Origin of the sequence: Pararhodobacter sp. (assembly GCF_034676075.1) — a bacterium.
Lineage (GTDB): Bacteria > Pseudomonadota > Alphaproteobacteria > Rhodobacterales > Rhodobacteraceae > Pararhodobacter.
Genome location: NZ_JAUCCQ010000098.1, coordinates 1 through 14695 on the forward strand (window position 1 = coordinate 1; position 14695 = coordinate 14695).

General features: G+C 70.4%; 13 protein-coding genes. 2 read left to right on the plus strand and 11 right to left on the minus strand.

What is annotated here, in order from left to right; translation table 11 throughout:
• Nucleotides 1-125 precede the first annotated feature (125 nt).
• The 5 genes from rnd to VDQ18_RS18190 all read right to left on the minus strand — a co-directional run bounded on the left by rnd (nucleotide 126) and on the right by VDQ18_RS18190 (nucleotide 6365).
• A complete protein-coding gene (rnd, locus tag VDQ18_RS18170; RefSeq protein WP_323022318.1) occupies nucleotides 126-1283 on the minus strand; it encodes a ribonuclease D in 1158 nt (385 codons plus the stop codon).
• 93 nt (nucleotides 1284-1376) lie between these two features.
• The gene (locus VDQ18_RS18175) at nucleotides 1377-1826 is read right to left on the minus strand and encodes a hypothetical protein (RefSeq protein ID WP_323022319.1); all 450 of its coding nucleotides are present in this window, start codon (nucleotides 1824-1826) and stop codon (nucleotides 1377-1379) included.
• On the minus strand, nucleotides 1823-3928 hold the full coding sequence (locus VDQ18_RS18180; protein WP_323022320.1) for an efflux RND transporter permease subunit: 2106 nt from the start codon (nucleotides 3926-3928) through the stop codon (nucleotides 1823-1825). Before VDQ18_RS18180 ends, VDQ18_RS18175 begins: the two co-directional genes overlap by 4 nt.
• Before the next feature lie 318 nt (nucleotides 3929-4246).
• Nucleotides 4247-5029, minus strand: coding sequence for an SDR family NAD(P)-dependent oxidoreductase (locus VDQ18_RS18185; protein ID WP_323022321.1), 783 nt, complete (start codon nucleotides 5027-5029; stop codon nucleotides 4247-4249).
• Nucleotides 5030-5093: 64 nt separating this feature from the next.
• Nucleotides 5094-6365, minus strand: a complete 1272-nt coding sequence (locus VDQ18_RS18190) for an acyl-CoA dehydrogenase family protein (RefSeq protein WP_323022322.1) — start codon at nucleotides 6363-6365, stop codon at nucleotides 5094-5096.
• A gap of 121 nt (nucleotides 6366-6486) precedes the next feature.
• Between VDQ18_RS18190 and VDQ18_RS18195 the strand changes: the two genes are divergently transcribed.
• The gene (locus VDQ18_RS18195) at nucleotides 6487-7488 is read left to right on the plus strand and encodes a phosphotransferase (protein ID WP_323022323.1); all 1002 of its coding nucleotides are present in this window, start codon (nucleotides 6487-6489) and stop codon (nucleotides 7486-7488) included.
• On the plus strand, nucleotides 7485-8120 hold the full coding sequence (locus VDQ18_RS18200) for a GntR family transcriptional regulator (RefSeq protein WP_323022324.1): 636 nt from the start codon (nucleotides 7485-7487) through the stop codon (nucleotides 8118-8120). The genes VDQ18_RS18195 and VDQ18_RS18200 overlap by 4 nt, the downstream gene beginning before the upstream one ends.
• A gap of 112 nt (nucleotides 8121-8232) precedes the next feature.
• Here VDQ18_RS18200 and VDQ18_RS18205 read toward each other — a convergent pair whose 3' ends face one another.
• The 6 genes from VDQ18_RS18205 to VDQ18_RS18230 form a co-directional block, all read right to left on the minus strand.
• Nucleotides 8233-9606 carry an FAD-binding oxidoreductase gene (locus VDQ18_RS18205; protein WP_323022325.1) on the minus strand — a complete coding sequence of 458 codons (1374 nt, stop codon included), beginning with the start codon at nucleotides 9604-9606 and terminating at the stop codon, nucleotides 8233-8235.
• Nucleotides 9603-10688, minus strand: coding sequence for a CaiB/BaiF CoA-transferase family protein (locus VDQ18_RS18210; RefSeq protein ID WP_323022326.1), 1086 nt, complete (start codon nucleotides 10686-10688; stop codon nucleotides 9603-9605). The genes VDQ18_RS18205 and VDQ18_RS18210 overlap by 4 nt, the downstream gene beginning before the upstream one ends.
• Nucleotides 10681-11442, minus strand: a complete 762-nt coding sequence (locus VDQ18_RS18215; protein WP_323022327.1) for a glycerophosphodiester phosphodiesterase — start codon at nucleotides 11440-11442, stop codon at nucleotides 10681-10683. Before VDQ18_RS18215 ends, VDQ18_RS18210 begins: the two co-directional genes overlap by 8 nt.
• The gene (locus VDQ18_RS18220) at nucleotides 11439-12629 is read right to left on the minus strand and encodes a glycosyltransferase family 87 protein (RefSeq protein WP_323022328.1); all 1191 of its coding nucleotides are present in this window, start codon (nucleotides 12627-12629) and stop codon (nucleotides 11439-11441) included. Before VDQ18_RS18220 ends, VDQ18_RS18215 begins: the two co-directional genes overlap by 4 nt.
• A 75-nt stretch (nucleotides 12630-12704) precedes the next feature.
• Nucleotides 12705-13856: a PLP-dependent aspartate aminotransferase family protein gene (locus VDQ18_RS18225; protein ID WP_323022329.1), complete on the minus strand. Its 1152-nt coding sequence runs from the start codon at nucleotides 13854-13856 to the stop codon at nucleotides 12705-12707.
• Nucleotides 13857-13949: 93 nt separating this feature from the next.
• Nucleotides 13950-14450 (minus strand): Lrp/AsnC family transcriptional regulator, encoded by a 501-nt coding sequence (locus VDQ18_RS18230; RefSeq protein WP_107754526.1) that lies wholly within the window; start codon nucleotides 14448-14450, stop codon nucleotides 13950-13952.
• Between the last annotated feature and the right edge of the window lie 245 nt (nucleotides 14451-14695).

The window sequence follows — 14695 nt, forward strand, 5'->3', positions numbered from 1 at the left end:
CCTCGGGGGGTGAATTGGCCGCAGGCCAAGAGGGGGGCAGACGGCCCCCCTTTCTTCGGCGCGGCACCGCCGCGCCGCTGGTCGCCCGAGGCGCCCGCGTCAGCGGGTAACGAGGGCGAAACCCCTCAGATCTCGATGACGCGCACCTGCTGGCCCTTGGCGGCCAGCGCCAGTTCGCCGTTGCACAGCCGCAGCGCATCCGCGCCGAAGATCTCGTGCCGCCAGCCCTTGAGGCAGGCCACATCCCGCTTGCCCGCGGCGATCTGGTCCAGGTCCGAGGTCGGCGCGATCAGCCGTTGTGCCACGCCCGCGGAATCGGCCTTGGCCTTGAGCAGCACGCGCAGCAGATCCGCCAGCGCCGGGTTGACCTGCAGCGGTTCGTCCTCGGTCGCGGCGCGGGGCCAGTCCTTGGGGCCGAGGGCAAGCGCCTGTTGCACCGCTTCCAGGATCCCGTCGGCGATCTCTCCCCGCCGCGCCTCGCGCAGCAGCAGCCGCGAGCGGCCGAGCGCCTCGATGGAATCGGGCTTGGTCGAGGCCAGTTCCAGCAGCGCATCGTCCTTGTAGACCCGCGAGCGCGGCACGTTGCGGGTCTGGGCGTAATCCTCGCGGAACCGCGCCAGTTCCTTGACCAGCGCCATGAACTTGCCCGACTGGCCGCGGGTGCGGATCTTCTGCCAGGCGTCCTCGGGATGGGTGACATAGGTCTCGGGCGAGGTCAGCACGCCCATCTCCTCGGCCACCCAGGCGGCGCGGCCGCTTTTCTCGATGTCCTTCTTGAGGTGTTCGTAGATCTGGCGCAGGTGGGTCACATCATCCAGCGCGTAGCGCAGCTGCGCCTCGCTCAGCGGGCGCTGCGACCAGTCGGTGAAGCGCGAGGTCTTGTCCAGGGGCGCCTTGGCGATCTTCTTGACCAGCGTCTCGTAGCCGACCTGTTCGCCGAAGCCGCAGACCATGGCGGCGATCTGGGTGTCGAACAGCGGCTCGGGGATCACCCCGCCGTCGATGAAGAAGATCTCCAGATCCTGCCGCGCGGCGTGAAAGACCTTCACCACCTCGGTGTTGCGCATCAGCTCCAGCAGCGGGTCGAGCGACAGCCCCTCGGCCAGCGGGTCGATGATATAGGCCCGCTCGGGCCCCTTGCCGGGCAGCGCCATCTGCACAAGGCAAAGCTTGGCGTAATAAGTCCGCTCGCGCAGGAATTCGGTATCGAGGGTGACGTAGGGCTCGCCCGCAGCCTCGGCGCAGAGTGCGGCAAGGGCTTCGGTGGTGGTGATGATGTTCATTCGGCCTCGCAGGCGCGGGGTCGTCCCGCTGGTTCAACGGTTCTACGGGGCGTCGGGAGGAATGGAAAGGGAACGCCGCGCGGCCCCCTCCCCTCAGTCACGCAACTGCAACACTGCCTCGCCGCGCGTCGGACCCTGCCTGCCCTCGGCGCTGAGCCGGAAGTGCAGGGTCTCGCCCTCGCGCCGCATCTCGAAAAGCCCCTCGACGCCGTCGCCGAGGCGCAGGATTGCGCCCTCGATCCGGCCCTCGATGTCTTCCGGCAGGTTATCCTCGGCCCGGTTCTCGCCGCGGATCAGACCGCCCTCGGCCTCGCGCAGCAGATAGGTGAAGTTGCGCCCGCCCTGCTGGGTGGCGCAGCGGCCCTGAAAGACATGGCCCGACAGCCGGGTGCCCTCCAGCCGGACACGGCAGCGGAAGCGTTGCGCGGGTTCACCCGGCAGGGCCAGCGTGCCCTCGCCCTGCCATTCGCCTTCGAAGGGCGCGAAGCTCTGCGCCATGGCGGGGGAGGCGAGGCAGAGGGCGATCAGGGCGGCGCGGATCATCGCAGGCTCCATCGGATAAGGCCGGGCAGCAGGTAGAGGTCGGCGGCCAGCGCCAGCGCCACCGCCAGCGCGATCAGCCCGCCGAAGACCGCGAGCCCGGGCAGGGCCGAGGCCAGCGTCACCGCCAGCCCGGCAAAGAGGATCGTCGTGGTGGCGGCCATCGGCGGCCCGGCCTCGACCAGCGCGCGGTCGACGCGGCGCGCGGTGCCGCCCCGGGCCAGCCGCAACCGGTTCAGCAGATGCAGCGTGTCGTCCACGGCGATGCCGAAGGCCACCGTCAGGGCGATCATGTTCATGATGGTCAGTTCGCGGCCCCAGAGAACCAGCCAGGCTTCGACGCCCAGGATCGGGATCAGGTTCACCACCAGCGCCAGCAGCCCCAGCCTGAGCGAGCGGTGGACCAATGCCACCAGCAGGGTGATGGCCAGGATGGTCGAATAGAGCCCCCAGCGCAGGCTTTCGACAATCCGCGGCCCCTCGGTCAGCAGGGCGTATCCCGGGCCGACGATCTGCGTTGCCCCGGCAAGACCGGCCTCGGCAAGGCGGGCCTCCAGCGCGGCCAGCGCCTGATCGGCGCGCACGTCGGCGGCGGCAATGGGCAGCTGTACCGGCAGGGCATGGGCGCCACCATCGCGTGAGGCCATGCGCGCCAGCATCGCCTCGCCAGCCGCGCCCCGGGCGAAGGCGTCGCTGCCGTAGAGCACACGGGCGGCGGCGCGGATCCGGTCGAGCGGCGCAGCGGGGTCATCCTCGACCACTACCAGCATGCGGTCGGCGCCCAGCCCCTCGGCATCCATGATGGCCAGCGCCTCGGTCACCGGGGCGCCGCGCGGCAGGTAATCGGCATAGCGGAAGCCCAGGTCCGAGCGGCTCTGCAGCGCCCAGAGCCCGGCCAGCACCAGCGCCGCCAGCAGCGCGACCAGCCGTCCGTGCCGCGCCAGCGCCCGAGCCCCCGGCACGAGGCCGCGAAAGAGCCGCGGCGCCCGGGTTCCGGCCCGCGGCCGGTCCAGCAGGCGCATCAGCACCGGCGTCATCAGCAGGACCGAGGCCAGGCACAGCGCCATGCCCAACCCGCCCGCCCAGGCCATCCGGTTGAGCGAGGGGGAATCGGGCAGTGCCAGCGAGGCGAAGGCAAGGATCGTGGTGAGCGAGGTGAGGGCGGCCGCGGGCGCGGTCTCGGCCAGGGCGCGGGCCAGTGCCGGGCGCGGGGCCATGCCGCGGCGCAGGGCATGGATCGCGGCATGATAGACATGCACGGAATCCGAGAAGGCCAGCACGATCAGCACCACCGGCAGGGATCCCATCAGCGGGTCGATGGGCGTGCCGCTGGCGCCGAGCACGCCGAAGAACCACACCAGCCCGGTGATCGGCGGCAGGGCGATCACCACCATCGCCCGGGCCGAGCGGAACAGGAGCGCGGTGAAGGCGAGGCAGATCAGCGTCGCCAGCGGCACCAGCAGGCCCAGGTCGTGGATCAGCTCGCGGGCAATGGCGCGCTGCACGGCGAGGAGGCCGACGATCTCGGTCTCGAGGGCCGGGGTATCGGCCGCGGTTTCCGCCAGACGCGCGGCGAAGGCATCGCCGCCCTGACCCCGCTCGGGCGCCACGACGATCAGCGTGGCGGTGAGGCCCTCGTTGAGCAGCTGCGCGGCCAGCGGGCTCTCGCGCCGCATCGTGGCGAGGCGCCCCGCGGGCGGCAGATCCGCCAGTTCCGGGCCCGAGAGCCAGGCGCCCTCGCGCCCCGGGGCGGGCAGGCCGGGCAGCGAAATCACCTGCTGCACGCCCTCGACGAATTGCAGGTCGAGGACCAGATCGTCGAGCGCGGCAAGACCCGCCTCGCTGGCCAGATCGGGGCTGCGGACCAGAAGCACTTCCTCGGCGGTGAGGGGGCCGAACCGGGCGCTGTAGCGGTCGATGGCGCGTGCGCCCTCTGTGCCGTTCCCGATCAGGCCCGAGAGGTCGACCGCAACCCGGATCTGCGTCGCCTGCCAGAGTGCGAGCAGCGTGACGAGCGCCAGCACCAGCCCGGGCCAGAGCGGCCGGGCCAGCAGCCGGGCGAAGGCCCGCACCAGCAGCGAAGCGGAGGGCGCGGGCTGTTGCATGAGCGGCAAGCTAGCACAGGGCGGCGGGGGGGCAAGCGGGAGGGCGGGCCGGATGGAGGCGGGGGGCCAGCCCCCCGCGCCCCCCGCTCAAGGGGGTTTTCCACCCCCTTGAGAAACCCCCGAGGATATTTGGAGAACAAAGATCAAGGTTAAGGGGGCGTTAAGTCGCCTTCTTTGCGCTGCAAATATCCTCGGGGGTGAGGGCCGCCCGGACGAGGCGCCGGTGGCGCGTCGTCAGGCCCGAACGCCCGGAGCGTAAGCGGAGGGCCGGACCAGGCCGTCAGGCCAAGAGGGGGGCAGAAGGCCCCCCTTCTTCCCTTACAGCGACCATTTCGGCGTGAAGGGCAGTTGCGCCGACAGCGCGCCGTCCACGGCCAGCACCTGACCGTTCACATAGCTCGCCGCATCGGAGGCGAGGAAGGCCACGGCCTCGGCAATCTCCTCGGCGCGGCCGCCGCGGCGCAGCGGGTTCAGCTGGCCGATGCGGTCCTCCTTGCCCCGGGCGCGGGCGTCGTCGAAGAGCGCGGCGGTCATCGGCGTGTCGATGAGGCCCGGCGCCACGCCGTTCACGCGGATCCCGGTGCCGCTCAGGGCCATGGCGGTGGTCTGTACCAGATTGGCCACCCCGGCCTTGGAGGCCGAATAGGGGATCGGCCCGGCCCCGGCCCTGAGACCCGCGACCGAGGCGGTGCAGACGATGGCCCCGCCTCGTTGCATGTGGGGCACCGCCGTGCGCATGGCGATCCAGGGGCCGAGCAGGTTGATGCGCAGCACCTCCATGAATTCGGCGCTCGGAGTGTCGAGCCGGGGCAGCAGCCCGCCCGTCACCCCGGCATTGGCGAAGAGCACATCGACCCCGCCGAAGCCCGAGACCGCATGGCCGACGATCGCCTCGACCCCGGCATCGGTGGCGCAATCGGTGACCAGCGCGCTGGCCTCGGTGCCCGCGGCCCGGGCCAGGGCGGCGGTTTCCTCGACCCCCTCCTGCACATCGGCCAGCACCAGCCTTGCGCCACGCCGGGCGAGGACCAGCGCCGTGGCGCGGCCGATGCCACCGGCGGCGCCGGTGATGATCGCGGTCTTGCCGGTGAAATCGCTCATCTCATCCCTCCCTCGATGCCGGGGGGCTACCCCTCGGCATTATGTGCCGCGCGATGCCGGGCCTTCAACCGCCCAGCGCCGGGTTGCGGCCGCGGCTGGTGACCTGGGGCGCCCAGCCGGGGTGGTTCAGCCCCTTGCGCTTCTTGATCTCCATCCGCGCCAGCTGGTCGCGATGCACCTCGTCCGGGCCATCGGCCAGCCGCAGGGTGCGCAGCCCGGCATAGGCCAGCGCCGTGCCGAAATCATTGCCGGTGCCGCCGCCGCCGCAGGCCTGGATCGCCCAGTCGGCGATCTGGCAGGCCATGGTCGGCGCCGCGATCTTGATCATGGCGATCTCGGCCCGGGCCTCCTTGTTGCCCACCGTGTCCATCTTGTGGGCGGCATGCAGGGTCAGCAGGCGGCATTGGTCGATCATCAGCCGCGCCTCGGCGATCCGCTCGCGGGTCACGCCCTGTTCGGCCACCGGCTTGCCGAAGGCCACGCGCTGCAGCGTGCGGTCGATCATGATCTCCAGCAGACGCTCGGCCATGCCGATGGTGCGCATGCAATGGTGGATCCGACCCGGCCCCAGCCGCCCCTGCGCGATCTCGAAGCCGCGGCCCTCGCCCAAGAGCAGGTTCGAGGCCGGCACGCGGACATTTTCGAACAGCACCTCGGAGGCCCGGTCCGGCACGCCGTAATAGCCGAAGACCGGCAGCGAGCGGGTGACGGTGATGCCGGGTGTGTCCATCGGCACCAGGATCATCGACTGCTGCTTGTGCCGGTCGGGATTGCCCGGGTCGGTCTTGCCCATGAAGATGCAGATCTTCGTCTTGGGGTTGGAGGCCCCGGTCGTGTACCATTTATGGGCATTGATGACGTAATCGTCGCCCTCGCGCCGGATCTCGGCCTGGATATTGGTCGCGTCGGACGAGGCCACGGCCGGCTCGGTCATGGCAAAGCACGAGCGGATCTCGCCGTTGAGAAGCGGTTTCAGCCAGCGCTCCTTGTGTTCGGCGCTGCCATACCGCTCGATCACCTCCATGTTGCCGGTATCGGGGGCGTTGCAGTTGAACACCTCGGGCGCGAGGAAGCTGCGGCCCATGATCTCGCACAGATAGCCGTATTCGACATTCGACAGGCCCGCGCCCTTGTCGCTGTCGGGCAGGAACAGGTTCCACAGCCCGGCCTCGCGCGCCTTGGGCTTCAGCCGGTCGAACATCGGGTAGATGGCGAAGGGGCCCAGCTCCTCGGCCTCGCGGAAGAACTCGGCCTCGTTGGGATAGATATGCTCGTCCATGAAGGCCTTGAGCCGGGCCTCGTAATCCAGGACGCGGGGCGACTTGTCGGGTACCATGGGATCCTCCTGTGTTGCCGGCAGCCTAGAGAAACCTTCAGCGTCTGGCAAGATCGTCTGACGATCCGGCTTGACGATGGCCCGCATCGCCGCCATCCTCGGGCAAACGCGGGAGGGGATCATGGCCGAAGCGGAACTCGATGCCTGGATGCAGGCGCATGTCGCGGGCTATCGCGGTCCGCTGACCCTGACCCGGCTGAAGGGCGGACAGTCGAACCCGACCTGGCGGGTCGAGGCGGCCTCGGGCCGCTATGTCCTCCGGCAGAAGCCGGTGGGCAAGGTGCTGCCCTCGGCGCATCAGGTCGACCGAGAATACAAGGTGATGAAGGCGCTGGGCGAGACGGATGTGCCGGTGCCGCGGATGCTGGGGTTCTGCGACGACGACAGCGTCATGGGCTCCATGTTCTTCGTCATGGAGCATCTGGAGGGCCGCACGCTCTGGGATCCGCGCCTGCCCGAGATGCCCCCGGCCGAGCGCGCCGCGATCTTCGAGGCGATGAACGATGCCATTGCCAGGATCTCGCTGGTCGATCCGCTGGCTGTGGGGCTTGGGGATTACGGGCGGCAGGGCGGCTATCTGGAGCGCCAGGTCTCGCGCTGGACCAGGCAATACCGCGCCTCCGAGACCCACCGGATCGAGGCGATGGACCGGCTGATCGACTGGCTGCCGCAGAACATGCCGACCCGGCCCGAAGAGGTGCGCATCGCCCATGGCGACTTCCGCCTCGACAATCTGATGTTCCACCCGACCGAGCCGCGGGTGCTGGGCGTGCTGGATTGGGAACTCTCGACGCTGGGCGATCCCTTCGCCGATTTCGCCTATAACGTCATGGTCTGGCGCATCGCGCCCGGCATCTTCCGCGGGCTTGGCGGGGTCGATCTGACCGGCACCGGCATTCCCACGGAAGACGAGTATATCGACATGTGGTGCCGGAAAACCGGGCGGGAACGGCCCGGGGACTTCGACTATTACGTCATTCTCAGCCTGTTCCGCATCGCCGCCATCGTCCAGGGCATCGCCAAGCGGGCGCAGGACGGCACCGCGAACGATCCGCGCGCCGCCGAGATGGGCAAGGTCGCGGGCCCGCTGGCCGAGGTCGCCTGGGCCATGGTGAGGCGATGAGCGAACCCTCGGGGCCGGAGGCGCTGGTCCGCGACGTGCTGCAGGGCCTGGCCGAGGGGCGCTTCGTGCCGGGGCAGCGGCTGGTTGAGCCCGATCTGATGGCGCGCTACGGCCTCGGTCGCTCCACGGTGCGCGAGGGGCTGGGGCGGCTTGCCGCCGCCGGGATCGTGGCGCAGACGCCGCATCGCGGGGCGCAGATCCGCCTGCTGACGCGCCGCGCCGCCCTCGACGTGCTGCGGGTGACCGAGCAGCTTCTGGGCCTCGCCGCAAGGCAGGCGGCCGAGGCGGTGGCGGCGGGCGCCTCGGCCACGCCGCTGGTCGAGGCCGCCGGGGAATACGACGCCGCCGACCCGACCGAACGCCCCCGGGCCCGGGCCCGCTATTATCGGGCGCTGACCCAGCTTGCCGGCAATGCCGAGATCGAACGCCTGCTGCCGCTGCTGCAGGTGCATCTGATCCGCGCCCAGCTGCGCCTCTCGCGCCCGCCGGAGGGCGGGACGAGGGCGGCGCTGGTCCGCGCCGTCTCGGCGGGCGATCCCGGGGCCGCCGAAGCCGCCGCGCGGCGCCATATCGCCGCCCTGATCGCCCTGCTCCCGGCCGTCCCCGACAGCGCCTTCGCGCCCCAGTCTTAAGCCCCAGTCTTAACCTTTCCGAAACCCGCCTTCTTTGCGCTGCAAATATCCTCCAGGGGGGGCCGGGGGGATGGAAAATCCCCCCGGGGCCGCCACCGGGCGCAGGCTCTCGTCAGCCGCGCCCCGTCAGCCGGTTCCCCAGCGCCGCCAGCCGCGAGGGCGGGCCACCGGCGGCCTCGGCCCGGTCGGCCAGCCCATAGAGCCGGTACATCGTCCGCACCCCCAGCCAGCGCAGCGGCTCGGGCTCCCAGGCGCGGGGGCGGCGATTGACCCAGGGCAGGGCGGTCAAATCCGTCTGCCGTCCCAGCGCCAGATCGGCCAGCGTCCGTCCCGCCAGGTTCGAGGTGGAGACCCCGGTGCCCACATAGCCCCCCGCCCAGCCGATCCCGTCCGCGCCCAGCCCCACCGTCGCGCACCAGTCACGCGGCACGCCCAGCACGCCGCACCAGGCATGGTCGATGCGGGCGCCCCGCGCGGCGGGGAAATGGCGGTGCAGGATGGCGGTCAGGCGGCGCACTGTCTCGGAATCGGGCGTCCCGTCGCGGTCCAGCCGCGAGCCGAACTTGTAGGGCACGCCCCGGGCGCCCACCGTGATCCGCCCCTCGCGCGTGCGCTGGCAATAGCAATAGGTATGGTCGAAATCGCCGAGGATCTCGTGTCCGTCCCAGCCGATTTCGGCCCAGACCTCGGGCGGCAGCGGCTCGGTGACGATCTGGGCCGAATTCATCGGCAGCCACTCGCGCCGGAGCCCCGGCAGGGTGGCGGTGAAACCCTCGGTGCAGCGCAGGATCACCGGGGCGCGCAGGTTCCCGCGGTTGGTCGTCAGAAGCCCCGGCGCGATGCCGGTGACCTCGGTCTCCTCATGGATCACCGCGCCCGCGCGTTCCACCGCCTCGGCCAGACCCCGCACCAGCTTCGCCGGCTGGATCCGGGCGGTGCCGGTCACCAGCATGGCGCCCCGGGCGCCGGGGATGCGTATGCGGGCGCGGGTCTCGTCCGCGCCGAGGGCGAAGACGCGACCTTCTTCGCCCCAATGGACCCGGTGCTCTGTCTCGGCCTTGAGTCGCTCGTGCTGGGCGTCGTTGGTCGCCACCATCAGCTCGTCGCCGCGGCGGATGTCGGCGTCGATGCCCTGCGCCTCGGCCACCGCGATCACCTCGTCCACCGTGCCCGACATGGCGCGGACGAGGGCGCGCACCGCCTCGGGGCTCGAGGTCTCGGCATAGCGCTGGTGGTTCCACGAGAACCCGCCCGACAGCCAGCCGCCGTTCCGACCCGAGGCGCCGTAGCCCGCGAAATGCTTCTCGACCAGCGTGACGCGCAACCCGGGGTCCAGCTGCTTCAGATACCACGCGGCCCAGAGCCCGGTATAGCCCGCGCCGATGATCGCCACATCCGCCTCGCTGTCGCCGGGCAGGGGCGCGCGGCGTGTCCGGGGCAGGCCGATATCGGCGTACCAGAAGCTGAGCTGCCCCAGCGTGGTCATGCGAGGCCCAGCGCCGCCAGGATCTCGGCCCGGTGCTGGTCGCGCCGCGGGGCGTCGGCCGGTTCCAGCACCCGCCCGTCGAAGCGCGGCGCCGGGCGCGGTTGCAGCACGCCGCCCGCCTGCGACCAGGTGCCCCGCGCCTGCAGATGCGGATCGCGGGCGGCTTCCTCGGGCGTCAGCACCGGGGCGACGCAGGCGTCCGATCCCGCGAAGAGCCGGGTCCAATGGTCGCGGTCCTGGCTGGCGAAGAGGGATGTCAGACGTTCGGTCGCTTTCGGCCAGCTCTTCCGGTCGTTCTGGCGCGCGAAATCAGGATCCTCCGACAGGGACAAAAGCGACAGAAACTGGGCGTAGAACTTCGGTTCCAGGCACTGGACCGAGACAAATCCGCCATCCGCGCAGCGGTAGCTGCGCGACCAATGCGGCCCGTCCAGCAGCGATTGCCCCCGGGTGGCGCGGAACATGCCGCCCGATTGCATCAGCATCAGCAGCGTCATCATATGCGCCGAGCCGTCGACGATGGCCGCATCGACCACGGTCCCCTGCCCGGTGCGCCCGGCGCGGATCAGCCCGGCCAGCATCCCGGCCAGCAGGTACATGGCCCCGCCGCCGATGTCACCGACCAGCGTCGGCGGCGTGACCGGCGGCTCGCCGGGCAGCGAGCCGTACCAGAGCGCGCCCGACAGCGCGATGTAATTGAGGTCGTGGCCTGCCTCCAGCGCGCGCGGCCCCTCCTGCCCCCAGCCGGTCATCCGCCCATAGACCAGCCGCGGGTTCAGCGCCTGGGCCTCGGCCGGGCCGAGGCCCAGCCGTTCCATGACGCCCGGCCGGAACCCTTCGATCAGCCCGTCGGCCGAGGCGATCAGCGCCTCCAGCACCGGCCGGTCCTCGGGCGCTTTCAGGTCCAGCGCGATGGTCTTCTTGCCGCGGTCGAGGAGGTTCGCCTCCGGCAGGCCGGGCAGCGGCGGACCGTCGCGGCGCTGTACGCAGATCACCTCGGCGCCAAGATCCGCCAGCGTCATGGCGGCGAAAGGGCCGGGGCCCAGCCCCTCGATCTCGATGATGCGCAGGCCTTCAAGCATGGTTTCTCCATTCCCCCCGGTCGATCAGAATCTGTTTCAGCAAGCTGGGCCGGTCGGTCATCACACCGTCGACGCCCATATCCAGAAGCGTCTGCATGTCCTCGGCCTCGTTCACCGTCCAGACCTGCACGCGGATGCCGTGGTGACGCGCCGCGCGTAGGAAACGCGGTGTCACCACCTCGATGCCGCGAAACTGCCGGGGGACCTGCACCATCGGGAAGCCGCCACGCGGCAGCGGCAGGCCCCAGCCTGTCAGCCAGAGCCCCAGCGCCCCCCTGAGCGAGGGCGACCAGCAGAGATCCTGCCCCAGCAGCGCCCTGAGCCGCGCCGTGCGGGCGCCCGCGAAGCTGCCGGTGCCGATCCGGGGCAGGGCGCGCATGCGCGTCACCAGCTGCGCCAGCGGCTCGACCACCGCGTCGCATTTGCTTTCGATGTTGACGTAGAGCTCGGGAAATTCCTCGAGCAGGTCGGCCAGCAGCGGGATCGGCGCGCCGGAATGGGTGCGGATCTGCGCCAGATCGCGCCGGGTCAGGGCGGCGATGGGCCGGGGATCGCCGGTCAGCCGCTCCAGCGTCGGATCGTGGTGGATGACGACCGCACCGTCGGCGGTCAGATGCACATCCGTCTCGATATGCCGATAGCCCAGCGCCACGGCATGGGCGAAGGCCGGCATCGTGTTCTCGTCGTTTTCCAGCGAGCCGCCGCGGTGGGCGATGGCCACCGGGCCGGGATGATCGAGCCAGCCGTGTGTCATGCCGCGGCCGGTCTTGAGAGGATGCGGGCGATCAGGGCCAGAAGCAGCAGATAGGCGACGGCGCCCATCGACGGCAGGGCCTGCGTGAGCGCGGTGCGGGCCTCCCAGTCCAGCCCGTTGGTCGCGATCTCGCAGGCCAGCCCCCAGCCCCCGGCGGTCCAGCCCAGCACAAGCAACAGGCGGCGTTCGCCAAGCGTGCTGCGGGCCAGCAGATCGCCGACGATGAGCGCGACGCCGACGCCGACGATGGTCATGTCGTAATCGTAGAAATAGGGGCTCATCAGGGCCGAGGAAAAGCAGGCAACGGCCAGCGACCATCGCGGCGGCCAGTGGCGCAGTACGGCAAAGGCCACCGCAGCGCTGGCCAGGAGGGCGGACAGAAACTGCCCAGCCAGCGCCGCGCCTGCCGGCAGGCCGAGCGAGAAGAGCAGGGCATAGACCGAAGGCATGCGGAAGATCGGGTAGAAATCGACGGCAAGCAGCTCACCCGCCGCGCGGATTGCGCCCCGGAAAGCGGGCCAGATCCCGGGTCCCATCACCAAGGTCGCCGCGGCCGAGAGCACCAGCGCCACCCCCAAGGCGATGCCGAGAGCGCCCCAGCGCCGCGTGAACAGCGCGTGCAGTCCCAGCCCGATCCCCAGATGGGGCTTGATCGCCAGAAGGCCCAGCGGCAGGCCTGCCCCTGCGCGGTTTGCCAGTGTCAGCAGGGCACAGCCGGCCATCAGCGCGCCGGTCAGGAACGAGTTCTGTCCGCTGGCGATGGCGACGAAGAGGGTCGGCAGCAGGGCGATCAGAAGCTCCATCATGCTGGACCCGGCAAGCCGGGCCAGCAGGGCCAGATAGACCGCCAGCGTCAGCCCGATGAAGAGCGCGTAGGAAAGGCCGCGCGGCAGCAGGGGCAGGGCGGCGGTGAGCAGATCGAAAGGGGGCGGATAGGTCCAGGGCATGAACCCGTCGTGATCGAGCCATTGCTGCTGGATCGCCGACATCAGCGCCGGATCGTAGGCCTCGGCCGCGCGGCCCTCGGTCGCCAGCTGGCCGACGATATAGAACGCGTCGAAATCCACGAGATTGCCGCTGGCGCCGACCGTCGGATTGGCCAGAGCGAATTGAACGATGAGCCCGCCGAGAAGCAGGACGACCAGCGCCACGATGGCCTGCCTGAGTATCTTGCTCTGCCCCATCATGCCCTTGCGGATCACTCCCCTGCCGCCCGGGAGACTAGAGGCTCGCCCGACAAAGGGGAATCCCGTTTTGCCGGGTCAGTCCCCATGGCCCCGGGTCAGCGCCGCGTCGAGATCGTCATAGAGGTCGCCCGCATCCTCGATCCCGGTCGAGAGCCGCAGCAGGTCGACCGGGCAGGGCGAGCCCGCACCCTCGATCGAGGCGCGGTGCTCGATCAGGCTTTCGACCCCGCCCAGCGAGGTGGCACGCTTCCACAGGCCCGTATGCGCGGCGGTGCCGATGGCGGCCTTCTCGCCGCCGGTCACCTGCACCGACATCATGTAGCCGAAGCCCCCCGTCATCTGCCGCGCGGCGATGTCGTGGCCCGGGTGTTGCGGCAGGCCGGGATAGAGCACGCGCGCAACCCGCGGATGGGCCGAAAGCCGCTGCGCCAGCGCCATGGCCGAGGCTGCCTGACGCTCGGCCCGCAGGTGCAGCGTGCGCAGGCCGCGCATCAGCAGATAGGCCTCGAACGGGCCGAGGATGCTGCCCTGCGACTTGCGGATCAGGCGGATGCGGGCGGTGAACTCGTCCTCGGTGCGGGCGGCGATCACCCCGGCCAGCACGTCGGAATGGCCGTTCAGGATCTTGGTCGCCGAATGCATGACGATATCGGCGCCCAGCCTCAGCGGCTGGGTGTGGACCGGCGAGGCGCAGGTAGAATCGACCGCCAGACGGGCGCCCGCGGCATGGGCCAGCGTCGCCGCGGCCTCGATATCGGTGATGGTCCAGAGCGGATTCGAGGGCGTCTCGATCCAGACCAGCTTGGTGCGCCCGGGCTGGATCGCGGTCTTCAGCGCCAGCAGGTCGTCGGTCTCGACGAAATCCACGGCGATGCCCCAGCGCTTGGCCTCGGTCAGCAGCCAGGCGCGCAGGGCCCAGTACATGACCTTGGAGGCCACGACATGATCGCCCGGATCCAGCGCCTGAAACACCGCCGTCGCCGCGGCCATCCCCGACCCGAACAGCATCGCCCCCGCCTCGGCCGCTTCCAGCATGGCGAGCACCGCCTCGGCCTCGTGGATCGTGGCGTTGTCGGGGCGGCCATAGACGAAGCCGGTGGAATAGCCGTTGTCGGGATCGCGGATGTAGGTGGTCGACAGATGGATCGGCGGCACCACGCCGCGGGTCACCGGGTCGATCTTGCCCATGGCCTGCACGGCGAGCGAACGGGGGGTCCAGTGAGGCATGGCGGCGGCTCCGGGGCGAGGGGATTCCCTGAAACGGCTAGCGGCTGCACGGCGCCGCTGCAAGGGGCCTGGCGCGAAACGCCGCCCGCGCCCTCAGGCCTCGCGGCGGTAGCGGTCTTCGAGCACGTCGAAGGGCACGCCGGGCTCGTCCTTTGCGCAGCGGATGACCAGCGAGGTCTTGACCGAGGCCACGTTGTCGGCGGCCAGCAGATCCTCGGTCAGGAAGGACTGGAAGGTCGACAGATCCGGCGCCACGCATTTCAGGATGAAGTCAATCTCGCCGTTCAGCATGTGGCATTCGCGGACCAGCGACCAGGCGCGGCAGCGGTCCTCGAAGGCCCGCAGATCGGCCTCGTTCTGCCGGTGCAGGCGCACCATGGCGAAGACCTGCACCTCGAACCCCAGTTCCCGGACATCGACGCGGGCATGGTAGCCCTGGATATAGCCCGCCTCCTCCAGCGTCCGCACGCGGCGCAGGCAGGGCGGGGCCGAGATCCCGACCCGCTTGGCCAGCTCGACGTTGGTCATGCGCCCATCGGCCTGCAATTCGGCCAGAATCATGCGGTCGATGGGATCGAGTTTCGCGCCGGGCATTGCGGCAAGTCTCCGTTTCGGTTTGCGCTTATGTAGGCACACTCGCCCCCATGCGCAATATTCTTTCGCAAACCGGGGGGTTGGCGGGCTCGGGCAGCAGCGGAGCGCCCGTCGGCACGGCAAGGCCAGGGGCTGCTGACCCGCGGGTTGGCCCCACGGCGCGGTGCCGCACCCCCTTTTCGTGACGCCCCGGGTCTATATGTAAGGCGCAACGCAGGTCAGCCCGAGGAAGAATCATGTCCGAC

Coding starts and splice junctions, on each gene's coding strand:
- rnd (WP_323022318.1), bottom strand. CDS start 1,283: ATGAACATCATCACCACCACCGAAGCCCTTGCCGCACTCTGCGCCGAG.
- VDQ18_RS18175 (WP_323022319.1), bottom strand. CDS start 1,826: ATGATCCGCGCCGCCCTGATCGCCCTCTGCCTCGCCTCCCCCGCCATG.
- VDQ18_RS18180 (WP_323022320.1), bottom strand. CDS start 3,928: ATGCAACAGCCCGCGCCCTCCGCTTCGCTGCTGGTGCGGGCCTTCGCC.
- VDQ18_RS18185 (WP_323022321.1), bottom strand. CDS start 5,029: ATGAGCGATTTCACCGGCAAGACCGCGATCATCACCGGCGCCGCCGGT.
- VDQ18_RS18190 (WP_323022322.1), bottom strand. CDS start 6,365: ATGGTACCCGACAAGTCGCCCCGCGTCCTGGATTACGAGGCCCGGCTC.
- VDQ18_RS18195 (WP_323022323.1), top strand. CDS start 6,487: ATGGCCGAAGCGGAACTCGATGCCTGGATGCAGGCGCATGTCGCGGGC.
- VDQ18_RS18200 (WP_323022324.1), top strand. CDS start 7,485: ATGAGCGAACCCTCGGGGCCGGAGGCGCTGGTCCGCGACGTGCTGCAG.
- VDQ18_RS18205 (WP_323022325.1), bottom strand. CDS start 9,606: ATGACCACGCTGGGGCAGCTCAGCTTCTGGTACGCCGATATCGGCCTG.
- VDQ18_RS18210 (WP_323022326.1), bottom strand. CDS start 10,688: ATGCTTGAAGGCCTGCGCATCATCGAGATCGAGGGGCTGGGCCCCGGC.
- VDQ18_RS18215 (WP_323022327.1), bottom strand. CDS start 11,442: ATGACACACGGCTGGCTCGATCATCCCGGCCCGGTGGCCATCGCCCAC.
- VDQ18_RS18220 (WP_323022328.1), bottom strand. CDS start 12,629: ATGATGGGGCAGAGCAAGATACTCAGGCAGGCCATCGTGGCGCTGGTC.
- VDQ18_RS18225 (WP_323022329.1), bottom strand. CDS start 13,856: ATGCCTCACTGGACCCCCCGTTCGCTCGCCGTGCAGGCCATGGGCAAG.
- VDQ18_RS18230 (WP_107754526.1), bottom strand. CDS start 14,450: ATGCCCGGCGCGAAACTCGATCCCATCGACCGCATGATTCTGGCCGAA.